At 44.7% G+C, this 25,679-nt stretch carries 23 protein-coding genes; 8 read left to right on the top strand and 15 right to left on the bottom strand.

The genetic code is table 11. The features are described 5' to 3' along the window. The first annotated feature begins 9 nt into the window (after positions 1–9). The 4 genes from BIZ37_RS07085 to BIZ37_RS07070 all read left to right on the top strand — a co-directional run bounded on the left by BIZ37_RS07085 (position 10) and on the right by BIZ37_RS07070 (position 5,571). Positions 10–945 carry a LysR family transcriptional regulator gene (locus tag BIZ37_RS07085; RefSeq protein WP_187460911.1) on the top strand — a complete coding sequence of 312 codons (936 nt, stop codon included), beginning with the start codon at positions 10–12 and terminating at the stop codon, positions 943–945. A gap of 369 nt (positions 946–1,314) precedes the next feature. Continuing rightward, entirely contained in the window at positions 1,315–3,003 is a 1,689-nt protein-coding gene (locus tag BIZ37_RS07080; RefSeq protein ID WP_187460910.1) for an NAD-dependent malic enzyme, read from the top strand. A gap of 300 nt (positions 3,004–3,303) precedes the next feature. Next, on the top strand, positions 3,304–3,516 hold the full coding sequence (locus tag BIZ37_RS07075; protein ID WP_187460909.1) for a hypothetical protein: 213 nt from the start codon (positions 3,304–3,306) through the stop codon (positions 3,514–3,516). A 567-nt stretch (positions 3,517–4,083) separates the two neighbouring features. Further along, a complete protein-coding gene (locus BIZ37_RS07070) occupies positions 4,084–5,571 on the top strand; it encodes a sodium:alanine symporter family protein (RefSeq protein WP_187460908.1) in 1,488 nt (495 codons plus the stop codon). Between the two features lie 118 nt (positions 5,572–5,689). On the opposite strand, the gene pepT is transcribed toward BIZ37_RS07070, so the two are convergent. The 3 genes from pepT to BIZ37_RS07055 form a co-directional block, all read right to left on the bottom strand. Beyond that, positions 5,690–6,931: a peptidase T gene (gene pepT, locus BIZ37_RS07065; protein WP_187460907.1), complete on the bottom strand. Its 1,242-nt coding sequence runs from the start codon at positions 6,929–6,931 to the stop codon at positions 5,690–5,692. A gap of 80 nt (positions 6,932–7,011) precedes the next feature. Further along, positions 7,012–8,373 (bottom strand): C4-dicarboxylate transporter DcuC, encoded by a 1,362-nt coding sequence (gene dcuC, locus BIZ37_RS07060; RefSeq protein WP_187460906.1) that lies wholly within the window; start codon positions 8,371–8,373, stop codon positions 7,012–7,014. Between the two features lie 184 nt (positions 8,374–8,557). Then, on the bottom strand, positions 8,558–9,418 hold the full coding sequence (locus BIZ37_RS07055; RefSeq protein WP_187460905.1) for a MurR/RpiR family transcriptional regulator: 861 nt from the start codon (positions 9,416–9,418) through the stop codon (positions 8,558–8,560). A gap of 686 nt (positions 9,419–10,104) precedes the next feature. Between BIZ37_RS07055 and BIZ37_RS07050 the strand changes: the two genes are divergently transcribed. Continuing rightward, complete coding sequence (locus tag BIZ37_RS07050) at positions 10,105–12,090, top strand: bifunctional UDP-sugar hydrolase/5'-nucleotidase (RefSeq protein WP_187460904.1); 1,986 nt, start codon at positions 10,105–10,107, stop codon at positions 12,088–12,090. A gap of 110 nt (positions 12,091–12,200) precedes the next feature. Here BIZ37_RS07050 and BIZ37_RS07045 read toward each other — a convergent pair whose 3' ends face one another. Further along, positions 12,201–13,136, bottom strand: coding sequence for a LysR family transcriptional regulator (locus BIZ37_RS07045; protein WP_187460903.1), 936 nt, complete (start codon positions 13,134–13,136; stop codon positions 12,201–12,203). 128 nt (positions 13,137–13,264) lie between these two features. On the opposite strand from BIZ37_RS07045, the gene BIZ37_RS07040 reads away from it, so the two are divergent. From BIZ37_RS07040 to BIZ37_RS07030, 3 genes are all read left to right on the top strand, one after another. Then, positions 13,265–14,293 (top strand): radical SAM protein, encoded by a 1,029-nt coding sequence (locus BIZ37_RS07040; RefSeq protein WP_187460902.1) that lies wholly within the window; start codon positions 13,265–13,267, stop codon positions 14,291–14,293. Between the two features lie 30 nt (positions 14,294–14,323). Beyond that, positions 14,324–14,893: a DUF1349 domain-containing protein gene (locus BIZ37_RS07035; RefSeq protein WP_187460901.1), complete on the top strand. Its 570-nt coding sequence runs from the start codon at positions 14,324–14,326 to the stop codon at positions 14,891–14,893. A 107-nt stretch (positions 14,894–15,000) separates the two neighbouring features. Continuing rightward, on the top strand, positions 15,001–15,291 hold the full coding sequence (locus BIZ37_RS07030; protein ID WP_370577318.1) for a hypothetical protein: 291 nt from the start codon (positions 15,001–15,003) through the stop codon (positions 15,289–15,291). A gap of 42 nt (positions 15,292–15,333) precedes the next feature. On the opposite strand, the gene BIZ37_RS30595 is transcribed toward BIZ37_RS07030, so the two are convergent. The 11 genes from BIZ37_RS30595 to BIZ37_RS06975 form a co-directional block, all read right to left on the bottom strand. Then, the gene (locus BIZ37_RS30595; RefSeq protein WP_187460900.1) at positions 15,334–15,837 is read right to left on the bottom strand and encodes a Tfp pilus assembly protein FimT/FimU; all 504 of its coding nucleotides are present in this window, start codon (positions 15,835–15,837) and stop codon (positions 15,334–15,336) included. A gap of 186 nt (positions 15,838–16,023) precedes the next feature. Beyond that, positions 16,024–16,716 carry an SDR family NAD(P)-dependent oxidoreductase gene (locus BIZ37_RS07020; protein ID WP_187460899.1) on the bottom strand — a complete coding sequence of 231 codons (693 nt, stop codon included), beginning with the start codon at positions 16,714–16,716 and terminating at the stop codon, positions 16,024–16,026. Between the two features lie 27 nt (positions 16,717–16,743). After that, on the bottom strand, positions 16,744–17,652 hold the full coding sequence (locus BIZ37_RS07015; RefSeq protein WP_255526694.1) for a hypothetical protein: 909 nt from the start codon (positions 17,650–17,652) through the stop codon (positions 16,744–16,746). A 120-nt stretch (positions 17,653–17,772) separates the two neighbouring features. Beyond that, entirely contained in the window at positions 17,773–18,465 is a 693-nt protein-coding gene (locus BIZ37_RS07010; protein ID WP_187460898.1) for an MFS transporter, read from the bottom strand. After that, positions 18,462–19,010, bottom strand: a complete 549-nt coding sequence (locus BIZ37_RS07005) for an MFS transporter (RefSeq protein ID WP_187460897.1) — start codon at positions 19,008–19,010, stop codon at positions 18,462–18,464. The genes BIZ37_RS07010 and BIZ37_RS07005 overlap by 4 nt, the downstream gene beginning before the upstream one ends. Positions 19,011–19,146: 136 nt before the next feature. Next, positions 19,147–20,040 (bottom strand): DMT family transporter, encoded by an 894-nt coding sequence (locus BIZ37_RS07000; protein ID WP_370577317.1) that lies wholly within the window; start codon positions 20,038–20,040, stop codon positions 19,147–19,149. Positions 20,041–20,108: 68 nt separating this feature from the next. Then, a complete protein-coding gene (locus BIZ37_RS06995) occupies positions 20,109–20,714 on the bottom strand; it encodes a DUF922 domain-containing protein (protein ID WP_187460896.1) in 606 nt (201 codons plus the stop codon). 18 nt (positions 20,715–20,732) lie between these two features. Beyond that, positions 20,733–21,167: a GNAT family N-acetyltransferase gene (locus tag BIZ37_RS06990; RefSeq protein WP_187460895.1), complete on the bottom strand. Its 435-nt coding sequence runs from the start codon at positions 21,165–21,167 to the stop codon at positions 20,733–20,735. Positions 21,168–21,226: 59 nt separating this feature from the next. Continuing rightward, a complete protein-coding gene (locus BIZ37_RS06985) occupies positions 21,227–22,030 on the bottom strand; it encodes a carbon-nitrogen hydrolase family protein (RefSeq protein ID WP_187460894.1) in 804 nt (267 codons plus the stop codon). A 132-nt stretch (positions 22,031–22,162) separates the two neighbouring features. Continuing rightward, positions 22,163–22,441: a hypothetical protein gene (locus BIZ37_RS06980; RefSeq protein WP_187460893.1), complete on the bottom strand. Its 279-nt coding sequence runs from the start codon at positions 22,439–22,441 to the stop codon at positions 22,163–22,165. Positions 22,442–22,561: 120 nt separating this feature from the next. Beyond that, complete coding sequence (locus BIZ37_RS06975; protein WP_187460892.1) at positions 22,562–25,219, bottom strand: ExeM/NucH family extracellular endonuclease; 2,658 nt, start codon at positions 25,217–25,219, stop codon at positions 22,562–22,564. Positions 25,220–25,679 lie beyond the last annotated feature (460 nt).

The raw sequence follows: 25,679 nt of genomic DNA, 5'->3' as shown, positions 1-25,679 counted from the left end.
CTTGGTAATATGAAAACTGAAGATATTAAGCTATTTCATAAAGTTGTAGAGTTTGGGTCGCTCTCAGAAACAGCCAAGTGGTTGGATTTACCCAAATCAAACATTAGCCGGCGGATTAAGCTGCTAGAAGATAATATCGGAATAAAATTATTTCATCGTCACAGTAGGAATGTCACTTTGACTGAGTCTGGGAATCGCTTTTATATCTCAACGGTGTCTATCATCAAGGATCTCGACCGAACCGTTTTATCGCTTCAAACACCAGAAGATGATCTGCAGGGCAAACTCAAAATCATGATCATGCCCGTCATGCTCAATAAAGCTCAATTGGTGTTGGACTTTATGACATTGCACCCGAATATTGACGTTGAGGTGATTAGCTCACCCTATGAGCAAGATTTAATTAAAAACAATATTGATATGGCTTTTCGGTTATCGAACAAAGTCAGTGAAGAAAACTTGGTCGCCCGGGAGATGGCGAGAGAAACATTCGGTTTATATGCCTCACCCCAATATATTGCTGAATTTGGTGAGCCGCAATCACTGGAAGATTTAGTAGAGCATTTGTTCATTGTCTATAGATTTAGTAATGGTCAAATTTTCGACAAAGTAACGAGTAAAAACGGAAATATCATCCAACCGAAGTCTTCACTTACTGTGAACAGTATATCGCTAATGATAGAAGCGGCGACACAACATAAAGGGGTACTTTTTACCTCTAGACGCATTGGCAAACAGTTTGTGGAAAAAGGTCTTCTGCAATTAATTATCCCAACCTACGCACCAATAATGAATTTATCATGGCTTGTGCACCCGCCAAGACATTTCATGTCACGTGAGGGTAAGGCCTTCCTTGATTTTGTCTTGGAAAGGCAAGCGGATTTGCTGTATCCAGATTCAGAACTAATAGATGTGTTGAGAACGCCATTCAACCCACAACAATAGATGATCACAAGAAAAACCAAGCAAGTCATAAAAATTAACAAACACAACCAAAAGCGAGCACAATTAACAAAAATCAAACCATGATAAATCCGCTAGCTTCATGCGATTTTTATCCACCATAACAAGAAACAAACAACAACAAATTACAACCAAAAAAGCAAATAAGGAGCAACATAAATAACATAAATTCAAACACGAACATTTTACCGTGTTAATGACCGTAAAAAACCCCTCCAAAACTTGATCTAGACCTCGAAATTTCTGCGCTTTCCCTTTGAATAATCAGCAAGGTAGATCTACGATTAGCGCCTAAATGGAAAATCTTACGATAGCCCATTTCCTTACTACCCATGAAACAGAGTCTATTGCATGAATAACGATAAACGCCCCCTCTATATCCCTTACGCCGGCCCTGCGTTACTAGAAACTCCCCTGCTAAACAAAGGTAGTGCATTCTCTGTCGAAGAGCGTATGTTCTTCAACCTGGAAGGTTTGCTTCCAGAAGCTATCGAAACCATTGAAGAACAAACAGAACGTGCTTATAAGCAGTTTTTGAAATTCGAAAACGACATGGATAAGCACATCTATCTTCGTAACATCCAAGATACTAACGAAACCCTATTCTACCGTTTGGTTGAAAACCACATCTCAGAGATGATGCCTATCATCTACACGCCAACTGTTGGTGCTGCGTGTGAAGACTTCTCGAACATCTACCGCCGTGGCCGTGGTCTTTTCATCTCTTACCCTAACCGTGACCGCATTGAAGACATGCTAAACAATGCATCTCGCCACAACGTAAAAGTGATTGTTGTGACCGACGGTGAACGTATTCTTGGTTTGGGCGACCAAGGTATCGGTGGTATGGGCATTCCAATCGGTAAGCTTTCTCTGTACACAGCTTGTGGCGGTATCAGCCCGGCTTATACCCTACCGGTTGTTCTAGATGTTGGTACCAACAACCCACAGCGTCTGTCTGACCCAATGTACATGGGTTGGCGTCATCCTCGTATTTCTGGTCAGGAGTACGACAACTTTGTTGACGAGTTTATCCAAGCCGTTAAACAGCGCTGGCCTGATGCGCTCATTCAGTTCGAAGACTTTGCGCAGAAGAACGCCATGCCTCTGCTTGAGCGTTACAAAGACAAAGTATGTTGCTTCAACGATGATATCCAAGGCACAGCAGCGGTAACCGTGGGCTCACTACTTGCCGCATGTAAAGCAGCAGGAAGCAAGCTGTCTGAACAACGTGTGACATTCTTGGGAGCCGGCTCTGCGGGTTGTGGTATTGCTGAAGCGATTATTGCTCAGATGGTCTCTGAAGGTATTTCTGATCAGCAGGCGCGTAGCCAGGTGTTCATGGTTGACCGCTGGGGTCTGCTGGTTGATGACATGCCGAACCTTATCAACTTCCAGAAGAAGCTGGTACAAACACGCTCAACAATCAATGAGTGGGATACGGAAGATAACAACATCTCGCTACTGGATGTAATGCGCAATGCCAAACCAACGGTTCTGATCGGTGTATCTGGCGTTCCTGGCCTATTCAGTGAAGAAGTGATCCGCGAAATGCATGCCCATTGCGAGCGTCCAATTATCTTCCCACTGTCAAACCCAACCAGCCGTGTGGAAGCGACTCCTGCAGATATCATCCGCTGGACTGACGGTAACGCATTGGTTGCAACCGGTTCTCCGTTCGAGCCTGTCGTTCACAACGGTAAGACTTACCCGATTGCCCAGTGTAATAACAGCTACATCTTCCCTGGTATTGGCTTGGGCGTACTGGCTGTAGGTGCTCGTCGTGTAACAGATGAAATGCTGATGGAAAGTAGCCGTGCCCTAGCAGAGTGCTCACCACTGGCCATTAACGGTAGTGGTGCCCTTCTACCGCCATTGGAAGAGATCCAGAACGTTTCTCGTCATATCGCATTCGCCGTTGCTAAGAAAGCGGTTGAGCAGCGTAAAGCGCCTAAGAATACCGACGAGCGTATTAAAGAGAAGATCAACGACAACTTCTGGGATGCAGAGTACCGTCGTTACAAGCGTACTTCTTTCTAATACAGACCGCTTATAGTCACCACAAGCTATTTTGTATTAAGGACCCGCCAATTGGCGGGTCTTCTTTCAATGAAATGGCTAGGAAACAGCCACATTAACTATGTCCTTATACATTCTTTTTTGGATTTGCAAACTTGCTTAGCTGCAATATTAATAATTTTCGTGTTTCCTCCAAAAAATCCTTTAAGCCGATACTCAATACACCCCTGCAGAATTACTATATTCGAATCAAACTAAGCATTAGTCTGATATTGGGTATAAAACTCCCTCGTGTATTCATAAAAAGGTATTGGTAATAATATGCAAGATCTGCCAATTTGCTCTGAATGTGGCCAAGATGAAGAATATCTCATTTCAGAATCTGGGGGATATGTGTGTATCTGCGGGCATCAATTTGAAGGGCATAACGTCGAAGCAAATAAAGAAAGCACCAGTATTTCTAATCGGCGTGAAGAAAAAACCAACGCTTACCAAGCCACCTACCAACACCGCAAAACTGCCTTACTGCACTAATTTCATATTTTCACTGGTTAAAACCGCTTTTAATGGGCGGTTTTTATTTAACTATTTCATGAAATATTATTCATTACTGCCATTCAATCCCTTCACAGCCATTCTCAAATGTTAAGAATAGTTGAAATCCACACAACAAATCACGGTTAAATATTCTGCGTTATTTGGTTAACACAGAGTAAAAACCAAAAATATCATCAATTATACAATGTTCATTAAGCCTCTGTAAGAAACGTAGTGACACAAAGATAAACCACTGAAATTATTGATTTAATTATACAGAATGCAGTGTTGCAAGCTTGAGTTGCGCGAATCTCATTGAAAAAACGTGATATACATCACGCTGATGTGAGAGAATTTCGTGCTAACTTACCGCCCCGTCTACAGATGAAACACCTGATTCTATGTTTCACATATGTAACTTCAACAAGTTACACATGACTGGATTCTTCCAGTTAATAACAAATATAAATTCAGAATCATATTCATGAACTGTCATGTAAATGGACGTTTCAGTTTGCTCGACCAACCTCTAAATCGGTTGAGTGTCATATACAGGAAATTAGTATGAGTGTTACAAACGAAACTTGGTTGACCTCGCTGAACGATGGCCTTGAGGCTGTCATCGGCGCAATTAACGGTGTACTTTGGGGCCAACTCCTTGTTTACCTACTGGTAGCAGTCGGTATTTACTTCACTTTACGTCTCGGCTTTATCCAAATTCGCCAATTCCGCCATTCTGTTGATGTCCTAAAAAGCGGTAAAGATGTTGATAACGGTATCAGCTCTTACCAAGTGTTCTGTACATCAATGGCAGCCCGTGTAGGTACTGGTAACATGGCTGGTGTTGCTGTTGCACTTACCGTTGGTGGCCCAGGTGCTATCTTCTGGATGTGGTTGATTGCCCTATTCGGTATGTCTACGGCTTTCATCGAATCAACACTTGCTCAGATCTACAAAACTAAAGATGTTGACGGCCAATACCGTGGTGGCCCAGCCTACTACATGGAAAAAGGCCTAGGCATGCGCTGGATGGGTTCACTATTCTCAGTGTTCCTGATCATTGCATTCGGTCTGGTATTCAACGCAGTACAAGCAAACACCATCACAGATGCGCTAAGCCACTCTTTCGGCTTTGACGAAACCATCATGGGTGTAGTGATTGTTGCCTTCTCTGCCTTCTTCATCATGGGCGGCCTACGTAAGATTGCAGCAGCATCAGCGAAAATTGTTCCAGTAATGGCTATCGGCTACCTGGCAATCGCAATGATCATCGTGATCATGAACATCACTGAGCTTCCAGCAGTACTGGCTCTTATCGTTAAGAGCGCATTTGGCTGGCAAGAAGCGGCAGCAGGTGGTGTGGCTTACACCATTGCACAGGCAATGCAAAGCGGTATCGCTCGTGGTCTATTCTCGAACGAAGCCGGTATGGGTTCTGCAGCAAACGTTGCAGCAAGTGCGACACCAAACCCGAACCACCCAGCGTCTCAGGGTTTCGTTCAAATGCTAGGTGTTTTCGTTGATACCATCGTTATCTGTTCAGCTTCTGCAGCAATGATTATGCTAAGTGGCGTGATGGATCAACCAAACGCGGCAACCGGTATCAGCCTGCTTCAGCAAGCGCTAACAAGCGAGCTAGGTAGCTGGACGACTTACTTCATGGCTGCAGCGATTCTACTGTTCTGTTTCTCGTCAATCATCGCGAACTACAGCTACGCTGAAACTAACGTGATGTTCCTGAACGGTAACACTAAGAAAGGCCTATTCGCTTTCCGTGTGTGCGTACTTATCATGGTGATGTTCGGCTCTGTTGCTTCACTACCAGTGGTATGGAACCTAGCTGACGCATCTATGGGTATGATGGCGCTAATCAACATTGTTGCGCTGGTACTACTGTCTAAGTTGGCTATCAAGGTTATCAAAGACTACGAAACACAGCTTAAAGCGGGTAAAACGCCAGAGTTCGACCGCTCTAAGTTCCCAGAGCTAGATGACCTAGACGGTGCATGGCACCCAGAAGGTACTGAGCCGGTAGCTGCTACTAGCAAGTAATCTACTCTGACAATACAAACTAAAGAGCCAGCGTAAAAAACGCTGGCTCTTTTTTTATTGGCTATTAAGCATCTTTACTTGCTTATAACGCCCCTAGGCGTTGACTCCCCATCGCGCGTTAGTTTGCATATTCCTCAGCAGTAATCCGAATCACATCCACCACCACATCGCTTGCAGCTTGAAGTGACTTAACAGGCAAGTATTCATAGATGGAGTGGAAGTTATGGGCTCCGGTAAAGATATTCGGACAAGGCAACCCTTTTTGAGAAAGCACCGCGCCGTCATAGCCGCCACGCATTGGAATCGCTTTCATCTCGATATTGTTACGTAGATAAGCTGCCTTAGCGATTTCAATAGGGAAGCCAGCCTCACCTTCCAGACTGTTGGCAACGTTCTCGTAGCGGTCTGAAAGCTCAATCTCGATATGTCCTTCACCCCACAATGATTGGCAGCTATCAGCAAGTTGCTGCAAGAAAGCCATACGATGGGCATAGCCCTGCTTGGTAAAGTCACGGATATCCATTTTAAGCACCGTTTTGGCACTGTTACCAGACATCTCTTTGACCCAGTAATAGCCTTCCCTACCCTCGGTATATTCAGGTGCTTCACCCAGTGGCAGCATGGCAATATATTTCTGTGCCATCAACAGAGAGTTTTTCAGTTTACCCTTAGCAGACATAGGATGGGCTGACTGACCGGTAAAAGTCACTACCGCGTTACCCGCATTCCAGTTTTCATAAACAAACTCACCGATGCCGCAGCAATCCAAGGTATAGCCGAAATCAGCCCCGAAACTTTCAACATCAAATGCCTTGGCACCGCGCAAACCTTGCTCTTCATCAGGCAGGAATGCCACTTTGACCGGGCCATGTTCAATCTCTGGGTTTGCAACCAACACCTGAAGCGCGTGCATGATGGCTGCAATCGCTGCTTTATCATCTGCACCTAACAAGCTGGTGCCATCGGTCACAATGATGTCTTGTCCCTGATATTGGGCAATTTCAGGAAACTCTGATTCCTTGAGCACTATCTCCAATGCTTCATTGAGTACGATATCCCCGCCTTGGTAAGAAACAATTTGGGCTTTGGTGTCGTTGGTTTGCTCGGCACTGGTATCTAGGTGGGCAAAGAATGAAACCGTAGGTAAATCTTTATTAGTATTGGCCGGTAGGGTCGCGGTAAGGATCGCGGTATCGCGTAGAACGATCTCTTCCATACCTAGTGCCTCTAGCTCTGCTTTAAGCAGGATCGCCAATTCCATTTGCCCTTGGGAAGAAGGCATGATGCCAGCAGCTCCCTTTTCGCGGCTAGTCGTTGTATTGATACGGGTATAGTTGATAAATCTATCGACAATATTCATGTTTCAGCTCCGATCTGAATCGAAAATACGGCAGAGAATTGTTCTGCCGTAAACTTAGTTGTTTTCGTTGTTAGCCCTGCTTACACAATGAGTTGTGAGCAAATCATTACCGTCAGCAATCCACCAAGCATTGGAATCGCAGTTCGTTTTGCCAGCTCAATTGGGGAGACATTGGCCACCGCCGCACAGGCGATCACAACACCGGCAACCGGTGAGGCCGAACGCATCAGGCCTGCTGATAACTGCATTGGTAGCGCGACATGTGCCGCAGCTGTACCGACTTGTGACGCCACATCAGGGGCAAGGTTGGAGAAACTAAAGAATGCGGCATTACCTGACCCTGATAGCATAGTAATAGTAATGATAATACCCACCAGCATCACAACCATGGCTGAATAACCTAGGCCCAAGTTTGCTGCTGAGTTAAGAAGCAAATCGATAAAGCCAATCGCGCTTAGGCCAACAACAAACACCTGAGCGGCAATGATCAGGGTAACCACACCGGCAAATACACCGCCCATACCTTCTAGGTACACTTTCAACGAAGCAGCAACGGTTTTACCATCACGGGTATAAATAAAGTCACACACCATAGAGACAAACAGTGCGATAAACATAGCGGTAACCACGTCCATCCGAATTGAGGTGATTGCAAACTTACTGAAAGTAAGAAGCAGCAGCAATGGAAGTACAGGCAAAATAGCAAACCACTTAGGTGCTTCACGCTGCTCTTTTGACTCAAGATTAAATTCGTGAGTCACGCCGTTCTCTTGGTCTTTGCGGTCAAAGTAACGCTGGCAGAAGAAATGAAGAACCGCGATAACCGCCATCGCAGCTATGGAGACAGGTAACTGGTAGCTAGCAAAGTATGTAGCGACATCAATACCTGACACTTCAGCAGCCTTGTTCGCTGCCGATGATGCTGGGCCAAGATCCAAGCAACCGGTTGTTGCAACAACCGCTGCCGCCGCTGCCGGGTTACAGCCTACACCGACCAAAACCGGGTACATGGCTACCAATAAAAGTAGCGCCAGGCCGGTCGCACTAGGAATGAATATATTAATCAACTGGCCGATAACATACGCCATCGCCAACACCAAATAAGGGTTCTTCACATAAGACAGTGGCTTGGTCGCAATCTGCACCATGGCATTTGCCGCACCGATGTGGCCCATGTATTTCGAGAAACCACCCACAGCCATGATAATCAAGCCCAACTTGGCGAGCGTAGAGGATGAGATAACCTTGATCACTTCAAAAAAGTCGACAACCACAGAGCCGGTATGTGCCCCACCCTTTGGCATGAATTCGGTATTACCGCTTATCACTCCAAGAGCAATCATCATCAAACCTGCCAAAAATAACACTGCCTGAGTATTATATTTTTTGACAATAAAATATCCGACACCAAATATTGATGGTAGAGCTAAGTATGTAATCATTAAAAACCCCTTCAAGAGAGAATAAAAATGTGATTTATTGGTTTAATAAATATGAGCTAAAAATTGGATACATTAACACCACACCTGATTATCTCAACGTTAATATTTGGCAGAACCAAATAGTTAGTTATAATAATTCAATCAGGCTAATATAAATAAATTTGTTTGTATTAACTTTAAGGTGTTAGTTTTTAAATACACTGAATTCGTCGAACAATCCTTCTATTCGTTTAAATCGATTATCTTTTTCTTGGTGCATCGAAAGCCCTTTGATAAACGCTTCTATCAATGCAAAACCCGCCGCACGATTATTGAAAAAACCTCTTCCGGCACTTTCGACAATAAACTGGACATCACAATATGAGACAAAAGGGTTCACAGGTTGATCAGTCACTAGGATGTTATGACCTCCGCACTCATGGAACCAACGGACAAGTTTGATCGTGATAGACGAATAGCGGTGATAAGAGATAGCCAGCAACACGTCGTCTTTGGTCACATCCACTAATTGATGCGGCAAGGTTGAGATATCAGCTTTCAATAACACGACATCTTTACGTAAGTACCTAGCCAATAGGTAAAAGTATGTTGCTAATGCTTCAGAGGATGCACTACCCATCACGTACAGTTTACCCTTATCCTGTCGCATTAATTTCATCGCTGACTCAAAATCTTGTTCAGGTAAACTGTTGAATGTCTTATCCACATTATCTATCGTTTCTTGATAATGATTTGCCAATAAGCCCTCGATAGTATCTTGCGATGCTTCATGAGTATGGTATTCATAGCGTTCGATTGGCGTGGTTAACGTTTGTGCCAAATCGTCTGACACTTCTTTTTTAAATTGAATAAAACCACTAAACCCTAAACGCTGTAAAAAGCGCCCTAAGGTTGCTTTCCCTACCCCAATTTGTTTACAGAGCTCATCAATTTTAGCAAACGGCAGCATGGTGTAATGTTCCATAAAATACGCTGCAATACGTTTCTCTGCTGCCGTATAAGAGTCAAATTTATTGACCGCATTAATGAACTCTTGTTTATTCATGGGTGTAATTTCCCGCATTTTTCTTTATGTGGGAAATTTTTCCACTCAAAGGTTAAATAGGCAAGGGAATACGATTTTCCCAGCAAAAATTTGTGATCACCCGCTTAAGCAACACACATCAGCATCAATGATTCATTTTTTGTTTATCTTATTTTTACACCACTTTAACAGAGGACCTTTATACGGTATATTGATTTCTTGATTAACCGCTCAATTTTAAAGTTGTTATGCTTTTAACGCAAAAAAGCATTTAATATTCAACTTATATTTTGCGCTAAATCAATTCACCAAGGTTGTGAGATTTTATTCATGGGATATTTTTCCCAATTTGGATGAACTTCACAAAAAATTGAGCGATTGATTACTTTAAAAGCAAAAGCACATCAATACATTCACGCGAGGAATCATTAATACACTTGATTACAAGTTCATACGTAAATTCAACCGTTGAACTACCACCTATAAGTGCCTTTATATTCAATCACCTGCGCTAATTTAAGCAATCGTTACACACAATCGTTTGCTTGGCGGTCAATAACCGAAGTTTTATGTCTCCGTTTTGTAATTGCTCCTCTGTTTTAACTCGTATATAGTGCGCAAGCCTTACAGTAATAAGGCTTTTCTCTGTGGTTGAATAGTATTCACAGCATTCACCCATCAACAGATAATTATAAATAGGTTATCCCATGAAGTTTACTAAGCCTCTTATCGCGCTTTCTGTCGCAACGGCGCTAGCTGGTTGTGCTCAGTCTACAGTTGAAACAGGTGACTCTTTTACCCTAACTGTCGCCCACATTAACGACACGCATTCCAATTTCGATCCTGTTAAGTCCAGCTTCTGGGCGCGAAACAAGCTAGTTTACAACGAGTTCGGTGGCTTCCCTCGTTTGCAAACGATGGCTGATGAGTATAAGAAAGCGGCTGAAGATAATGACCAGAGCTTCTTGTTCCTTCACGGTGGTGACGCATGGCAAGGCAGCGCATACTTCAAACTCAATGAAGGCGCAATGAATGCCGAACTACTGAGCCGCTTAGGTATTGATGCCATGGCACTGGGTAACCACGAGTTCGACCTGAATAACACAAAACTTAACCAGTTCATTGGCGACATCAATTTCCCTGTTCTAGCTGCTAACATCGACGCTAGCCAAGATGCCGACCTGAAAGACCAAACCAACCTCAAGCCTTACGTTGTTTACGCGTTCGACGGCAACCAGAAAACAGAAGTCACTGACCTAGATAACCTTCCTGCTGGCAAAGATATTGTTGCTGTCTTCGGTATCGCGCTAGACGACATGCCAAACATCGCGCCTAATACTGGTGACGTAATTTTCCATGACATGGTGGAATCTTCGCAGGCAACTGTTGATATGTTCCATGCAAAAGGCATCAACAACATCATCGCGGTTACCCACATCGGTAACGCAATTGATGTTGACGTTGCATCACAGGTTAACGGTATCGACCTGATCGTAGGTGGTCACTCACACACCCTACTGGGCGACTTCACCAACCTAGGCCACGACAATGGCGGCGAATACGCCCAAATGGTTCAGAACCCTGACGGTCAGAGCCAGACATGTGTTGTTCAAGCTGGTGAATACGCACAAGCTATCGGTCAGTTGGATGTTACCTTCGACGCCAACGGTAAAGTGACTAACTGTGCAGGCCTTAACGTATTGCTAAGTAACGACGAGTATTTCCACTCGCCGCTACGTGAAGCCGGTAGCGAATTCAGCGCCGATGAGACCGCCAACGTGGTGAGCTTCATCGAAGGTGAAGACAACATCACCATTACCGAAGAAGAAGCGGTAATGCGTCAGATCATCGACACCAAGTACAAGCCAGCGGTTAACGAAGCTTACGGTAAGGTAATCGCTCAGGTTCCTGAAGAAATCAACCACGAACGTCGTCCGGGTGACGGCGGTACAGACGCACACGGTTCTGATGTAGCCCCTATCCTGGCAGCAGGCCAGTACTACTGGGCTAACTCACCAGAAGTTGTTGCTGTTACCGGTATGAAAGTTGACTTCTCTCTGATCGGTGCTGGCGGTATCCGTACCAACATTGAAGCGGGTGAATACCGTGAAGGTAACATTTCACTAGAACTACTACCATTCTCTAACTTCATGTCTGTCGTACCTGTAAAAGGTAAAGACATCAAAGAACTGATCGACGGTACAGTTTCTGCGACCCTTCCTGAAGGTTCTCACGCAGGTAAGTTCCCATACGGTGGCCACATCCGTTACCAGTACACAGAAACGACGCCTTACCAAAGCGGTAAGCTAGATTACGTTGAAGTGATGACTGGCACTGCTGAAGCACCGGTTTGGACACCAATCGAAGACAACAAGACCTACAACGTTGCAATCAACAACTACAATGCAACAGGTAACGATGGCTGGACTCCGCTATTTACAGCCCAGCAGAAATCTTCTGGCCGTGTTGACCTTGCATATGTTGACGGCAAGCTGACAGGCTTCAAAGTGAAGAACATCGTCGAGGCCGATGGTCGTTTCAAGGTGAACTATGAAGGCGCAGCCCCTAACTGTAAGGCTGACAACTTCCGCTGTAACACCGATGCACAAGCTGTTATCGACTACATCGCTGAAAACATGCCAACACTTAAGCCGCTTGACTACAACGTAGTAACGTTTAACCGCGCGAACTAATTTGTATCAATCGCTATGAAAAACACAAAGAGGATGGCATAGGCCATCCTCTTTTTTCTATTTATTCTGCAGTAACTTTATTTCCCTCTACGGCTCCTGTCTTGCTAGTTCTACTTCAACACACTCTTTTCTAGCACTTTTGCGTCCACCAGCTTTAATAACACTTCACGAGTTTGCTCTCGCAAAAAATCACGGAGCATTCTTACTGTCGGTGTAATCGACTGGCGGCTCGGGCAGACAAGCCATAGCTCGGTCGGGGTGGGTTTGTAGTCTGGCATCAGGTTAATCACCCGCTCATTGAGAAGATCACCGGCCATATCCAAGCAGGATTTAATGGCAATCCCCTGCCCCGATACACACCAGCGCCTGACCAAATCCCCGTCATTGGAGGAGCGGTTTCCCTTTAGTTTCACTTTGTGGCTCTGCTCACCAACATTAAACCGCCACTCATCCTGAACAATATCGCGAAGCTGGTAGAACAAACCATTGTGTTGTTTCAGATCCTCTAGCGAGTTAGGAGTCCCATTGGATTCAAGGTAGGAAGCTGACGCACACATCAAACGAGGCACATTACAAATTTTGAAACCATACATACTGGCATCATTGGGAGAGCCGTACCGCAAGGCCATATCTACCGAGTCACGATAAAAGTCGATATTGCTATCACTGATATTACTGCGCAAGGCGACATTAGGGTGATTGGCAAGAAACGCATCCAGCCATGGAGTCACCACATTCCTACCAAGATCTGACGACAGGGAGATCCTAATTTCACCATCTATATCATCTAGGTCTTCACGTACATTTTGCTTTGCATTTTCAAGCATTTGCAGGGCTTGTTCGCACTGGGGTAAATAGCGCTCTCCCGCAGGAGAGATCCTAAGTTGTCTGGTAGTACGAACAAACAACTCAACGCCAAGTGAGGCTTCAACCCGTTTGACTGCTGCACTGGCCGTTGCCACCCGCATATCTAAACTGGTCGCTGCCGCAGTAATACTGCGAAACTCCGCCACCTTCAACACCACTTCAAGATCTTGGATGAGCATATACGTGCCTTCAATAAACTTATTATCAAATCTCTTTTGATAATATATCAATTTCAACGCCGTTTTTAAGTTAAGTGACAAGGCTTATGATGACTACCCATTAATTCCATACCGACCGGATAATCACGATGCCGTCTATTCAGTTTCAACAAGGGCCAATTCGTCCACCATCAGAAGCCGATAGTTTATTGATCAGAACAACCCAAGGTTGCCCTTGGAATAAATGTCGTTTTTGTACCCTGTTTGACGGAATGAATTTTTCCGTCCGCCCTGTCGAAGATATCAAACGAGATATCTGGGCGGCGAAAGCCTTTTATAAGGGCCGGAAATTCGATACCTGCTTTCTACAAGACGGTGACTCGTTCGCCATGGATACGCAGGATTTACTGGATGTATTGAATACACTTAAGCAGGCATTTCCGGAGCTAAAACAAATAAGCTCCTATGGCCGCGCCCAAACCATGACGAAAAAGTCACCGGAAGAGATGAAAGCCATCTGCGACGCTGGCCTCAACATGCTTTACTGCGGCATGGAGTCTGGTTCGATTGATGTTTTGCAGAAGATGAAAAAAGGCATCACGCCTAAGTCTATCCTCAAGTCAGCGGAGTACGCCAAACAGGCAGGCATGAAGATGATGACATTTATCATTCTTGGCTTGGGTGGCAAAGAGCTTTCAGAGCAGCATGTGAATGAAACAGCTGCCCTGCTAAATCAGATTGACCCCGATGAAATCCGTATTCTGTCGCTGGCCGTTAAGCCCGGTACAGAACTCGATAGTATGGTGGAAGATGGTAATTTCACTCCTCTGACAGAGCTTGAAATGGTCGAGGAGCAAAGACAGCTGATTAGCCTTCTAGAAAACGTAAAGGGTAATTATGGCAACTACCACTCCATCAACTTGCTTATGGAGCTAAATGGTAAATTGCCTGAAGATAAGCCTCAGTTTCTTGCGACTATCGATCGTTTTTTGGCATTACAACCAGAGCATCAACATAACTTCATTCTCGGTCGCAGAGTTCACTATTACAGTCAGTTGGACGATATGAGCAACCAGCTTTACTTTGATACAGTACAGAGAGAATTAGACAGAATTGAGCAATCTGGTACTACGAATATTGACGATATCTTTTATCAGCTGCGCCAGCGCATGATTTAACTTCATTGAATTGACCAACAGGAACTGACCATGATTGAAATAAACAACTGGCATATTCGCAATGACAACCCAGTGAACTGGCGTATTGAAGACCAAGAATTGCTTGTCCAAGTCTCTGAAGGAAACATCTGGGGCGCTGGCTCATCGGAGGTGGACAATATGTTTATCCATCCAATCAAGCAAGATAGCGTTAAAGAGAAAGGGAATTTCAGTGCACAGGTCGCAATTAATTTAACCCCTAAACGGACTTACGAACAAGGTGGGCTGGGCATTATTTGGGATAACGACAACTACATAAAGATCAGCAAAGAGATGTTCAATGGCAAGCTGTCGCTGGTGTTTGTTATCGAGAAAGACGGTTACCCTTCAGTACAGCAGCTTATCGATTACTCAAAAGATGATGTGGTTGTCAAAATCGAAAAGCGTGATAGCTTGGTAACCGCTTCCTATGCCGAGTCTGTCGGTGGTAAATGGACAGTGGTTGGTACTGCTGGTGCCCTTGACGGCGAAGAAGCAGGGCTAATGCTATACACCTTCGGAGGATCAAAAATGGCCCCGTCGACAGCAAGATTTTCAAACTTTGTGTTGGCCTCAAACTAAAACCCATACAGATAAGTAGCAAGCAGCCGAAGACAAACCTAGAGGCGTTTTTCAGCCTCTAGCCTCTGCTATTGATGCAAGCTACACTATGCTGCACCAGAGCCGTAATGATTAATACAGAAATGAACAAACCCACTTCACTTTGGCAACGCTTTAAATCCGCCGCCGCTGATGCCCTTGATTTCCAATCCCGCGTGTGGGTCGTCAATATCCGAAGCAGCACGCTTCAAGATGAATCATTTGTTGTCAGCGAAGATAATTTCAAGCAACCCTTACAATGGATGAAGAAAAAACAGTTTGATACCGATATGCTAGAGAAGGTTGAGGAGATGAAAGTCTCTCAGGTATTGGTCTTTCATATTGAGGGCGTCAGGTATCGGCTACTTCGGGTGAAATAGCTAGTAGCCAGTGAACCATTTATTGCTTGGTTGTTGGAGTACCTAGCAACCTTCATAAACTTTGTTTACTTTGTAATCTAGTAATGTACCTGTCTGTACACCGTTATTATCACTTATATGAATAGGCATTGAGATATGAACATAGCACCTTCCCTTTTCAACTAAAGGCAGCTCTTCTTTGTTCAGATCTTTGCCCATATAAATTACTGTGCTCGTCATATCAAATGAAGTAACACCAAAATCACTAATATCCATTGCCTTTTCAAGATCTTCCTTGAGCAAGCTCATATGACCGTATATGACGCGAAGGTCTGTCCCTGGAATTTGTGTATAGTCCAATGTGTAATCCATGCCATGCATCATCGCTTTGCTGACAACCATGGTATCTGCGGCTTGATATGCCCCTACAAAACCATCTAGAGCCGCCTTGCGGGCATCGGAAGCAGAGTTTAAAAAGCGAGGTGCTGCGAAGACTGCAGTGATCGCCAAAATCACAATCACGACAACCAACTCAATAAGTGTAAAACCTCGGGAAAGGCGGCTCATATAAAACCCTAGTTCAAAATGTACGCTAAAAACCAATAAGCACAATTATGCATATTGATGATATAGCTCCATTATACGTTGGGAGCATGGGTTTACTAGCAACTACTCGCTATTACAATGTTTAGGTATGTATCGTCTATCCAGACAAAAGAGCTCAAAGATTCCCTATTTGGCACCCAAGGATAATTACCAATCAATCCGTTGACCATCACGGAAGAAACCGCCTGACGGGCCATCTTGATCCATTGTCGCCGCCCATACGATGCCTTTTGCGCCTTCTTCGATAGGACGACCGCCTGTGCCCCCCATATCGGTTGCTACCCACCCCGGACAAACCGCATTGACCATAATACCTTTAAGGCTTAACTGGTTTGCCAGCATCAGAGTCAGTGCGTTCAAGGCAATCTTCGACATGCTGTAAGCGGGTGTCGAGCCCCCCATATTGTGGAGTGCCCCCGCCCCGCTACTAACATTGACGATTCTGGCTTTCGGACTTTGACGCAACAAAGGCAACAGGGCTTGTACCATTCGCCACGCACCAAAAACATTGGTATCCATCGCTTGTTGTACAGTCTCTAAATCCGCATCAACCACATTCTGCCAAGTATCATAATGTATCGCGGCATTATTGATTAACACGTCCACGCTTTGTGCTTCACGGTTTACAAAGTGCAAGAACCTCCCAACACTATCAGCATCAGTAATATCGAGTTGCGCAGGGAGCAAATTCTTACTGCCTAGATCCTCTACGGTCTGCTGCGCGCTTTCTAATTTTCGCGCAGTAACAAAGACTTTATATCCTAGCGAGGCTAGCTGGCGGCTGGTTTCTTTACCTAAACCGCGATTAGCGCCGGTAATGATTGCGACTGGTTGGGACATAACCTACCCTCTAAAACTTGTCATGGGTTATTCGATAACTTCGGCACGCAGTTTGGCAATTTTCAGCTGACCCTGCTGCAGAACCACTCTGAGTTGCTGATGAACCCGCATATCGTATTTGTCGCCACTTTTTGCCGTCGCTTTCCAAACCACATCATAGCTGACCTGCCACCCTTCATCCTGGTTGCCTGAGATAGACAAGTTTTGAATATCATGGGCATTCCAAGTGATATTATCGGTCACCCCTTTGTACCAGCGCAGGAAGTCATCATAGGACTTTACCGGAAAATCTGGATAGTACATGTCTACCGGCTCTGCGATTTTTTGTAGGAAGAAGCCAGATTCACGTTGATGGTCGAAGCCGGCAAACCACTGGTAGACAAAACTCGCAACATCATTACGGCTCAGCTGCTCACGGGCATGACTGTCATAGCTGTCGCTCAATAGATTCATATCAATCTGCAAACGTTCGATCAGCCCTGATTCATCAAACGTGAAATATTCTGTCCACTTATGGGCATCAGGGGCAACCGTCTTCTCGCCATCAGGTAGTGATTGCTGCAGGGTGCCATACAACTCAACTTTTACCGTGTTGCCACCCACATTGCCTTTTATCTCATAATCAAAGTCATCTTGAGTGCTGTAGATAGCAAACCAATCTTTGATCGATTGAATATGCCCTTCTCTACCCTGATATTCTGTACGGGTATCATCATGGACGATTGTCTTGCTGTCTTTGCTAAACAGCGCCATTCGCTGCTCAGCAAATGCCTCCATCCCTTTTTCTTCAGAATCTGATTTGCCAATTAGTGAGTATTGAGAGAAGAAAGCATTAATTGTGTCTGCGTGTTGCCTATGTGTCTGCGGGTCTTGTGCCGCTACTTGTAGGCTCACTGCAGCAAGTAGGAGAAAGATAACTGTTCTGATTTTCATCATGCTCGTTTCCTATCGCTTTAAGGTTATATCGGGGAATAGGCTTAGATATAGACTAAGCCTTTTTCGATATATGTGATTGAATAATACTGCTTGGGGTTTTGTACCTTATTGCTCAGAGGATTAATGCGCTGAGGCCGTTTTAACGTCTTCGTTCAACGTTTTGGACAAGGCGAACACAACTAGGGCTAGTACAGCAGATAAACCATAAACCAGCGCAACCTGTGTCAAATCCGTACTATCAATCAGTTTGGTAAACAAGGCTGACACCAGCGCACCGACACCAAATGTCGTCGCGGTATACAATCCACTCGCCGCACCCGCATTCTCTTTAAAATCAGCCAGTGCGTTAGCAGGGCTGCTACTTAGCAAAATGGTACAGCCCACTGCAACAATCACCATAGGCATGATTAATGAGTACCATGCGTGAATACCGCTCATGGCAAACATCAAAGCCGCGCCCAACACAATCAAGGTTAGGGATACACCAATAAGCGTTTTAATATTCATCAACTGGTTGAGCTTTGGTGCAAGGAAACTCCCCACCATAAAGACGACAGCTATCGCCATAAACATCTGGCCAAACAGGATCTGAGACACACCAAGTTTTCCCATCAAATACATCGGCGCAACGGTCAGCAGGTAGATGAAAAGCGTTTGGGCGACAAGTGCAAAAAACAGGTAAGTACGAAAGCGAATATTCCCCATCACCGACAGATAACGCTTTACGAACCCATGAGTATTCACTTCTTTAGTGTTATCTTTGTGTTGAACACTATCAGCCGGAAGCGCCAGCATAATCCAAGCAATACTCACCGCCCCATCACTGCCATAAGGCTAAACAGTGTGAACCAAGCACTCTTCTCAACAATATAAGCACCGATCAAAGGAGCACTAACAGGCACAAATGCCAGAATGCCATTCAAGTAGCTATAGGCTTTATTCAACGTAGCGCCTTCAAATCGCATCCGAATCAAAGCGAAGATCGCTGTGAAGCACGCACTGCCTCCAAAGCTTTGCAACGCCCGATAAGCAAGAAATTGCATTGATTCGTCTTGCTCAATGCCTGAAATCAGCATTGAACTAACAGAGAAAATCACCAACCCAATAAGGGCTGTTTTCTTCTTACCAATGGTATCCGCCATGCCACCCCAAAATAGCTGGCCTACTCCCCAGAACAGCATGTAAACACTGATAGCCATTGAAGGAACATTTTGGTTATTGAAGAACTCACCGATTTGGTAAACCGCTGGTAGGAAAATATCTAAACCCAATGGTAAGAGGGTGAAAAGAGGTAAACCAGCAAGTAAGGTTAAGCCAACACCGTGTTTTAGCGGGCGGCTCTGTGTTGTCGCATTCATGTCTGTTTCCTAGCTCTACATCGATGAAAGGTATCTTATTCAAAACGATTGTTAGCAACTAGACAGGCAATAATTAATAGATTATTAGGCTGTTGCTAATAGTTAGCAAACCATTAGATAACGGCTAAAACGAAGCTTACTCATTGCTTCTTGTTGCAAAGACTAAGGCAATACCGCCCAGAACCAACAAAGTGGCGATTGTGGCGGAAAGAGTGATTTGCTCGCTAAGAACTATCCAACCACCAATGCTGGCGATTGCCGGCACCGAAAGCTGAACGATTGAAGCTCGCAATATAGAAAGCCTTGGTAAGACAGCATACCAAATCGCATAACCAAGACCTGAAGCAACCGCGCCAGACAGCACCGCTAACACTAAACCACGAGATGAAATAAGCTCAATTTGAAATGGCATTGGCATAAACATCCCAGCAGTCACGGCAATGCCTCCGCCCAGCAATGAGGCCAATATAAAGCTTATTGACATGGTCAAAAGCGAGGGGCGATCACTTTCACGCTTTCCTAACAGAGTAAACGCAGCCCAGCATATCCCGGCAATTGTCATCAACACGGCTGACCCAATATCGGGCCGGGTGGCATTAGGGATAAGTAAATACCCAAAACCAGCCAGGGACACAACCAGTCCCACCCACTCCCAAAGGCTCATCCTGTTACCGCTGAAAAGATGAAAACCAATCATGGTGAACTGGACTGACGCAAACAAAATTAAAGCCCCCGTGCCAGTCGCCATCTTCACATATGAAAATGAAAAGGTCGCAGCGTAACCAAATAACATTAGAGCCCCGAGAAAATCGGTTTTTCTCCAGTTAAACGGGCTGAAGAATGATTTGGAATGCAAGGCAATAGTCAACACCGCAAGGGTTATTGCCCCTGAGACCAATCTCACTAGGGTGAAATTTGCGGCATCAATAGCCCCTTCAGCTAATGCCAAGCGGCACAATATCGAGTTACCCGCAAATGCCAACATGGCGCTAGAAACATACACAGCTGTTTTTAATGGAGAAGAGTTCAATTCAAATTCCACCTAATGAGTGTTCGATTAACATCATAGCGGCTCTTTTTCTAACAAGATAAAACTGGTTAATTGCCTGCCATCATTCCTGAGAAAGGAATTTTACAAACTGGGTAAAATGGCTCTTCACCAAAAGGCGATACGGCCAGTTCTATTTCACCGTGGTTGGTGTATGTATCGAACAACTCGTTATCCTCCTTGACCCTGCCTGCTAGTTTATCTACCGTCTGGTTTTGCTCTGTACAATTACCTTTTTGGCCTTTTTTAAAAGCCTGGTAAATCTGGTTAACTGACATAACAGTTAATGCACAGTGCGTTTCCTCATGACGATAAAGTTGCTCGATATACTCACGATAAAGTTCGGTAATTTCAGGGGAAGCCACTGATTGTTTGATACGCGGCAGCTTATAGGTAATGTCGAGGTTAAATACTTTAATCTCGCAGGTATTATCATCTGTCCAGTAATCATATTCCCAACCCGTATAACCATCTGCATTCCTATCCCTCAGGAACTTTGGTTTATCAACATCAAACGATGCCTCGATATCCGATATTGAATCACCTTCAACAATATACACTTCATAATGCGTCGAGAATGAAAAAGGCAGCGGGGCTTCAGTAGCATAGGCAGAAATTGGAACGATGCCGGCTAAAACGAACAATTTATATAACAAATTAATACCTCGCGTTAGCTACACATTACTCGCAGATGATGAGTTGTACGAAAACATTCTTACCTCATCACGAGGAAACCAACCGAGTTTTTCATAAAAGCCCTGCGCATCCAGGTTATCATTTGCCACAAATAGATGAGTCTTTGCAATGCTTTGTTTTTCCAACGCATTTATAGCATTTGAGATAAGTTGAGCACCAATACCTTGCCCTCGGTAGTGTGTATTCACTGCAAGGTGCTGTATGTAGCCTCGCCTACCGTCCGTCCCCACCAAGATAGCGCCAATAATACCCTCGTCGTCAAAAGCAACAAAACTCATCCCGGGATTACGGGCTAGGTATTTGGCAATATTCTGTTGTGAGTCGGCATCACGAAGTAGCATCGCTTCAATGCCGGTCCAAAGTTTGATGACCTGTGGGTAGTCTGAGATATCCATTTCTCGTATCCGTGTCATTCCTTTTCCTTACTTCTTAATTAGCAACGTCAAACTCTTTTGTGCGCCTGCTTTATCCTTTAGCAAGATAAAAACTCTATATCTCTAATAATCTCCCGGCTTCCAGTTGCACCATGTTCAATCGTGCAAAACGTAATACCCTCTTCCATATGGCTACCTCGAGCAACTAAATGGCCATGTTTATCCCAGACACTACACTGACCTGCAGTATCCCAACCACCAGTATTACCGATATAGTTTGCAAGCAAGACCGGGCACTCTAGCCCCTCAGCAATACCTGCCAATATCCGGCTATCGGTTTCGAAACCAGACTGGGATATCAAGGCGCTGGCTAGATATATATGCGCATTGTGTTCACGAGCGCTTTTGTGATGCAGTGGCTCGGTAAAATCGGCACAGATCGCTAGGAATATATTGAAACCATTTACAGAAAATGAATAGTCCTGCTCACCGGCACAGCAAAACTCACTTTCACCATCATGAAGGTATTGCTTTGAATAGAAATCTGTATGGCCGTTAGGATGGGAAATAATAGCGCCGATATTCGGCTTTTTGTCCGTTTTCGTTATTCCATGAAGTGTCTTTTCTGGGCCCGACAATGGGCAGCCTGCCACTATCGTGATTTGCTGTATAGAGGCAATGTCAGACAAGCGCTGTATTAGTGGAGATTGTTGTTCGATAGCCAATCGCTGCAAAGACGGCAGTTCGTAACCTGTCAGCGACAACTCCGGAAACACGATAACATCGGCATCATGACGTGCTGCTTCGACACATAACCGCTCATGCTTTGTTATGTTTGATTCTATGTCACAAGGTGTAACCTCTAACTGTGCCAAGGCAAACCGAATAGTGCTTAACGTCACGACCTACTCCCTGTCGAAATGACCCAAAAACAACCATGGCTATAATAATGATTATATCAATCAGGTCAATGTGTTAGGGAATAATACCGAGCACCACAATAATTACCGCTTTTATGCTAAGTGGCGGTGAAGCTATAGCTTTTCCAATAGTTCATCCAAGCTAATAGCTGGCTGGATGTCAATTTTGGCCTCCAACATAGCAAACAGGGGCTCATTGATTTCAGCCATTGATAGTTGCTCGGTTGCCTCAAAGATAATGGTCCCTGCTCGGCAGCCATCATCTAAGTGAAAATATGCCGCTTCAGGGTTTACCTTCTCCACCAAGTTCTTGAAGGCTATTGCCAAGGTGCCATCGGCAACTGCTTCATTCCCTTTCTTGGCCGGAATGGAAAAACGTAATATACACCGCATTATGTGCTCCTTATTTATCGTCTACAGTTATGTACACTCCGTATTCAATCAACTTTAGTACAGCCCCAAAAAAACAACCGGCACAAGGCCGGTTGTCTGGATTATTTGATATGGTGTAATTTAGCGCTGCTTCCTACGTAGAATTGCCACCAACATCAAACCGAACAGCATAGGCAATGGGATACTTGCACCACCACCTGAGTTACCCGTTCCGCCTTGGCCTTTATCATCGGTATCGTTGTACGATAGGGTCACAATAATCGGGTCGTGATCCGAAGACGAATAGATATTATCTGACTTCTCTAGATCACCAGTGTGCTTACGGCTGTACTCGAACAAGTTACTCTCGGCAGCATTAATATGCCATGCCTCAACAGCTGCCACCTTGTCTACCAACGACGGGCTTGCCAAAGCATGATCCAAACTACCCAGTTCGCCCTCGTAGCTATAACTGAAGTCAGTTTTATGCTTCAGATTTACAAGGCCATAGCCTTTCTCAACCAACTGCCCCTCGTTCTCAAATACTTCACCATCAAGTGTGGTGTATGAAGCAGTATGGATTTTGCCGCCACGATCAGCCTCATCAAATGAAGTTAGTGTCAGGATAGGATCTTCCATGCCATAAGAGTTCAAATCTCCCATGACCAATACATCACCTTTGATATCTTTGACCGCTTCACCCAAAACTTTTGCCGCAGAGACACGGAAGTTGTTACAGCTACCCTGTACATCTTCCTCGTCAGCGAAGATGACATCGTCTTCCCAGCATGTCGAACCTTTTGATTTAAAGTGGTTAACGATAACGGTCAGATCATCTTTTTCGCCAGGAATATTGAATGTCTGCATCATTGCATGGCGTTGGTAGGCACTTTTCACCCCACCGCCATCAAGTGGTGCATGTTGCTCTGGCATCACAATTTTCCTAGCCTGATTCTTGGCTTTCACCTTATCGTGACGGTAGATGATACCCACGGTAATTGCGTCGGTTCCGAAATATTCGATACCTTCAAATCCCGAGTCATCTTTAAACGTCAGATCCGACTTGTGCACTTTAACGGCCTGGTAATGATCTTTCTTATCCGTTTGTTCATCGTTTAATGCATTCACCAAAGAATCGAGTGCACTGTTGTCATCAAAACCGTTATTTTCAAGCTCCATAAGGGTAACGATGTCAGCATCCATCGCGACGATCGCATTGACGAGCTTGGCCTGTTGAAGAGCAAATTCATCAACCGATGGCGCGCCACGATAGCAATCATCATCTGGGTTGACCGTTACCTCTTTACACATATGGTTCGGATTGCCAGATTCCGCGTAAGAGTTAAAGTAATTCAATACATTGAAGCCAGCGACCTTGATGCCATCTTCGTCCTTGGTTAAGGGTTCATCCACCCTGTCATTTTCTGGCAGACGCAAGATATCCCCACTACCAATAACATTGGTTGTCACGAGTCGGTATTCACCGTAGCTGTAACCCACCATCGCAGTCAGGCCGTTAAGCTTATCGCCCATGCGGAGATAACCATCTACAGGATTGAAGTTATCGAACCAAGGCACTTCACCATCTTTGGCTTTGTAATCTGATTCGACATAAACACGGCTGTTCGCATTTTCGGCAGCCTGCTGCTTGGCGGCTTCTGTCTCTGCGGCATAAAGGTGCGTCGGGTTATAAAGCGGCGTGTTATGGGCCAGCATCAGGTTATTACGGTATGAGGCATAATCGAAACTGAAGTTACGCGTAATCACCAACGGGCTGTCTGCATCAAGCAATACCTGCATACCTTCATGGCGTTCAAGAGCGGTATGAAGATCTTCACCTTCCTTAACTCGGAAAGCTGTCGGCACTGGAATTGGGTTATCCGTGCTAACTACCTTAAACGCATTGTTGCGAACATCCAATTGGGTATTGCCGTAGTATTCTTTGACTGTTGCCTCAACACAGACTTCTGCTCCCGGCTGAATGTCATTCGGTGCCGTGCCGCCGCCCAAGAAAACAAACACCCCATCCGATGTGTTTTCGTTACCATCACCGTAAAGGTCTTGAAGGTAGAAGCCTTTGTATAAGCTCTCACCTCTAGCGGTAACAACACCACGAACAAAGTATTTTTCTGGGCTCTCGAAGCTCCCTTCTGGCACTAACGGGCTTCTATCACCATCGCCTTGAACGTCATAGATTGGCACGAGGTTATCGGTATCACATACGAAAGGGTTCGGTGGCGGTGTTGTGCCATCACAGGCTTCGAGGCCGCTACAGCCTAGGCCATCGAAAGTATCCGTTGGAAAAGTTGTCCACTGCGCATCAAGGTCAAATTCATTCTCGACATCCGTCCTTCCAGTCGTCACTGAAGGGTCACGGCGAAGGGTCACATCTTTGGCAAAGTCTTCACGCACACCTAGTTGGCCCAAGCTGTCAATCAACTCTTCACCATCGAACAAAGCAACGACATCGTCACCATTAAAACTCAGGCTGCCTGATGCTTGGTCACCTACCTCTTTGATATCTGATGACGCAGAACTATGGTGAAGGACATAGCTTTCACCCACCGCCAAATTAACATCGTTCAAACTGATGGTGGTACCAAATGAGTCTGCACCGTTTATTGCCAACTTCACGCTATATTCTGAGAGGTTAATTCCAGATTCAGAAAGGTTGGTCACCTCAATAGCTTTATTATTACTCGTTCCTTCAACATATTCCGTTATTAATAACTGTGCAGAAACCGATGATGACATCAAAGCCAGGGCAATAGCACTGGCTAATGTGTTGATTCGTGTCATGTGTAAACTCCGATATAAATAAAAACCAGAGGCTATCCGGCCTTAGGTTTTCCAACTGATAGTATTATGCTCAGTGAATAATTATTTAATTAAGATAATTTCGAATGTAATATCGAGATACCAATTTGAGCGAGACTATTTTTATATATCAGTGTTACAAATATCAATTTGATCTGACACGAAATGCAGTTTTTCTTCAATTCTTGACTCAGGTGCACAAGGTTACATACCAACACAAATACTGCTCGCAACATTAAAAAGAAACCATTGATTTAAGCAGATAAAAGTGCAAAGGCGTTTTTAATTGGCATTAAAGAAACTTGAAGATGAAAACCTACGTTACATTGTCACCCAGTAATAAATGACAGATTTAAAATAAGTTGAACTTGGAAAATAACATGAAGTAATTAAAAACCGCTGATGATTATTCTCCATCGGCGGTTATTTCACCAATATATTC

This window comes from Photobacterium sp. BZF1, assembly GCF_014349205.1.
Lineage (GTDB): Bacteria > Pseudomonadota > Gammaproteobacteria > Enterobacterales > Vibrionaceae > Photobacterium.
Note: the sequence above shows the minus strand (reverse complement) of the source record. Positions and strands in the feature narration are given on the sequence as shown.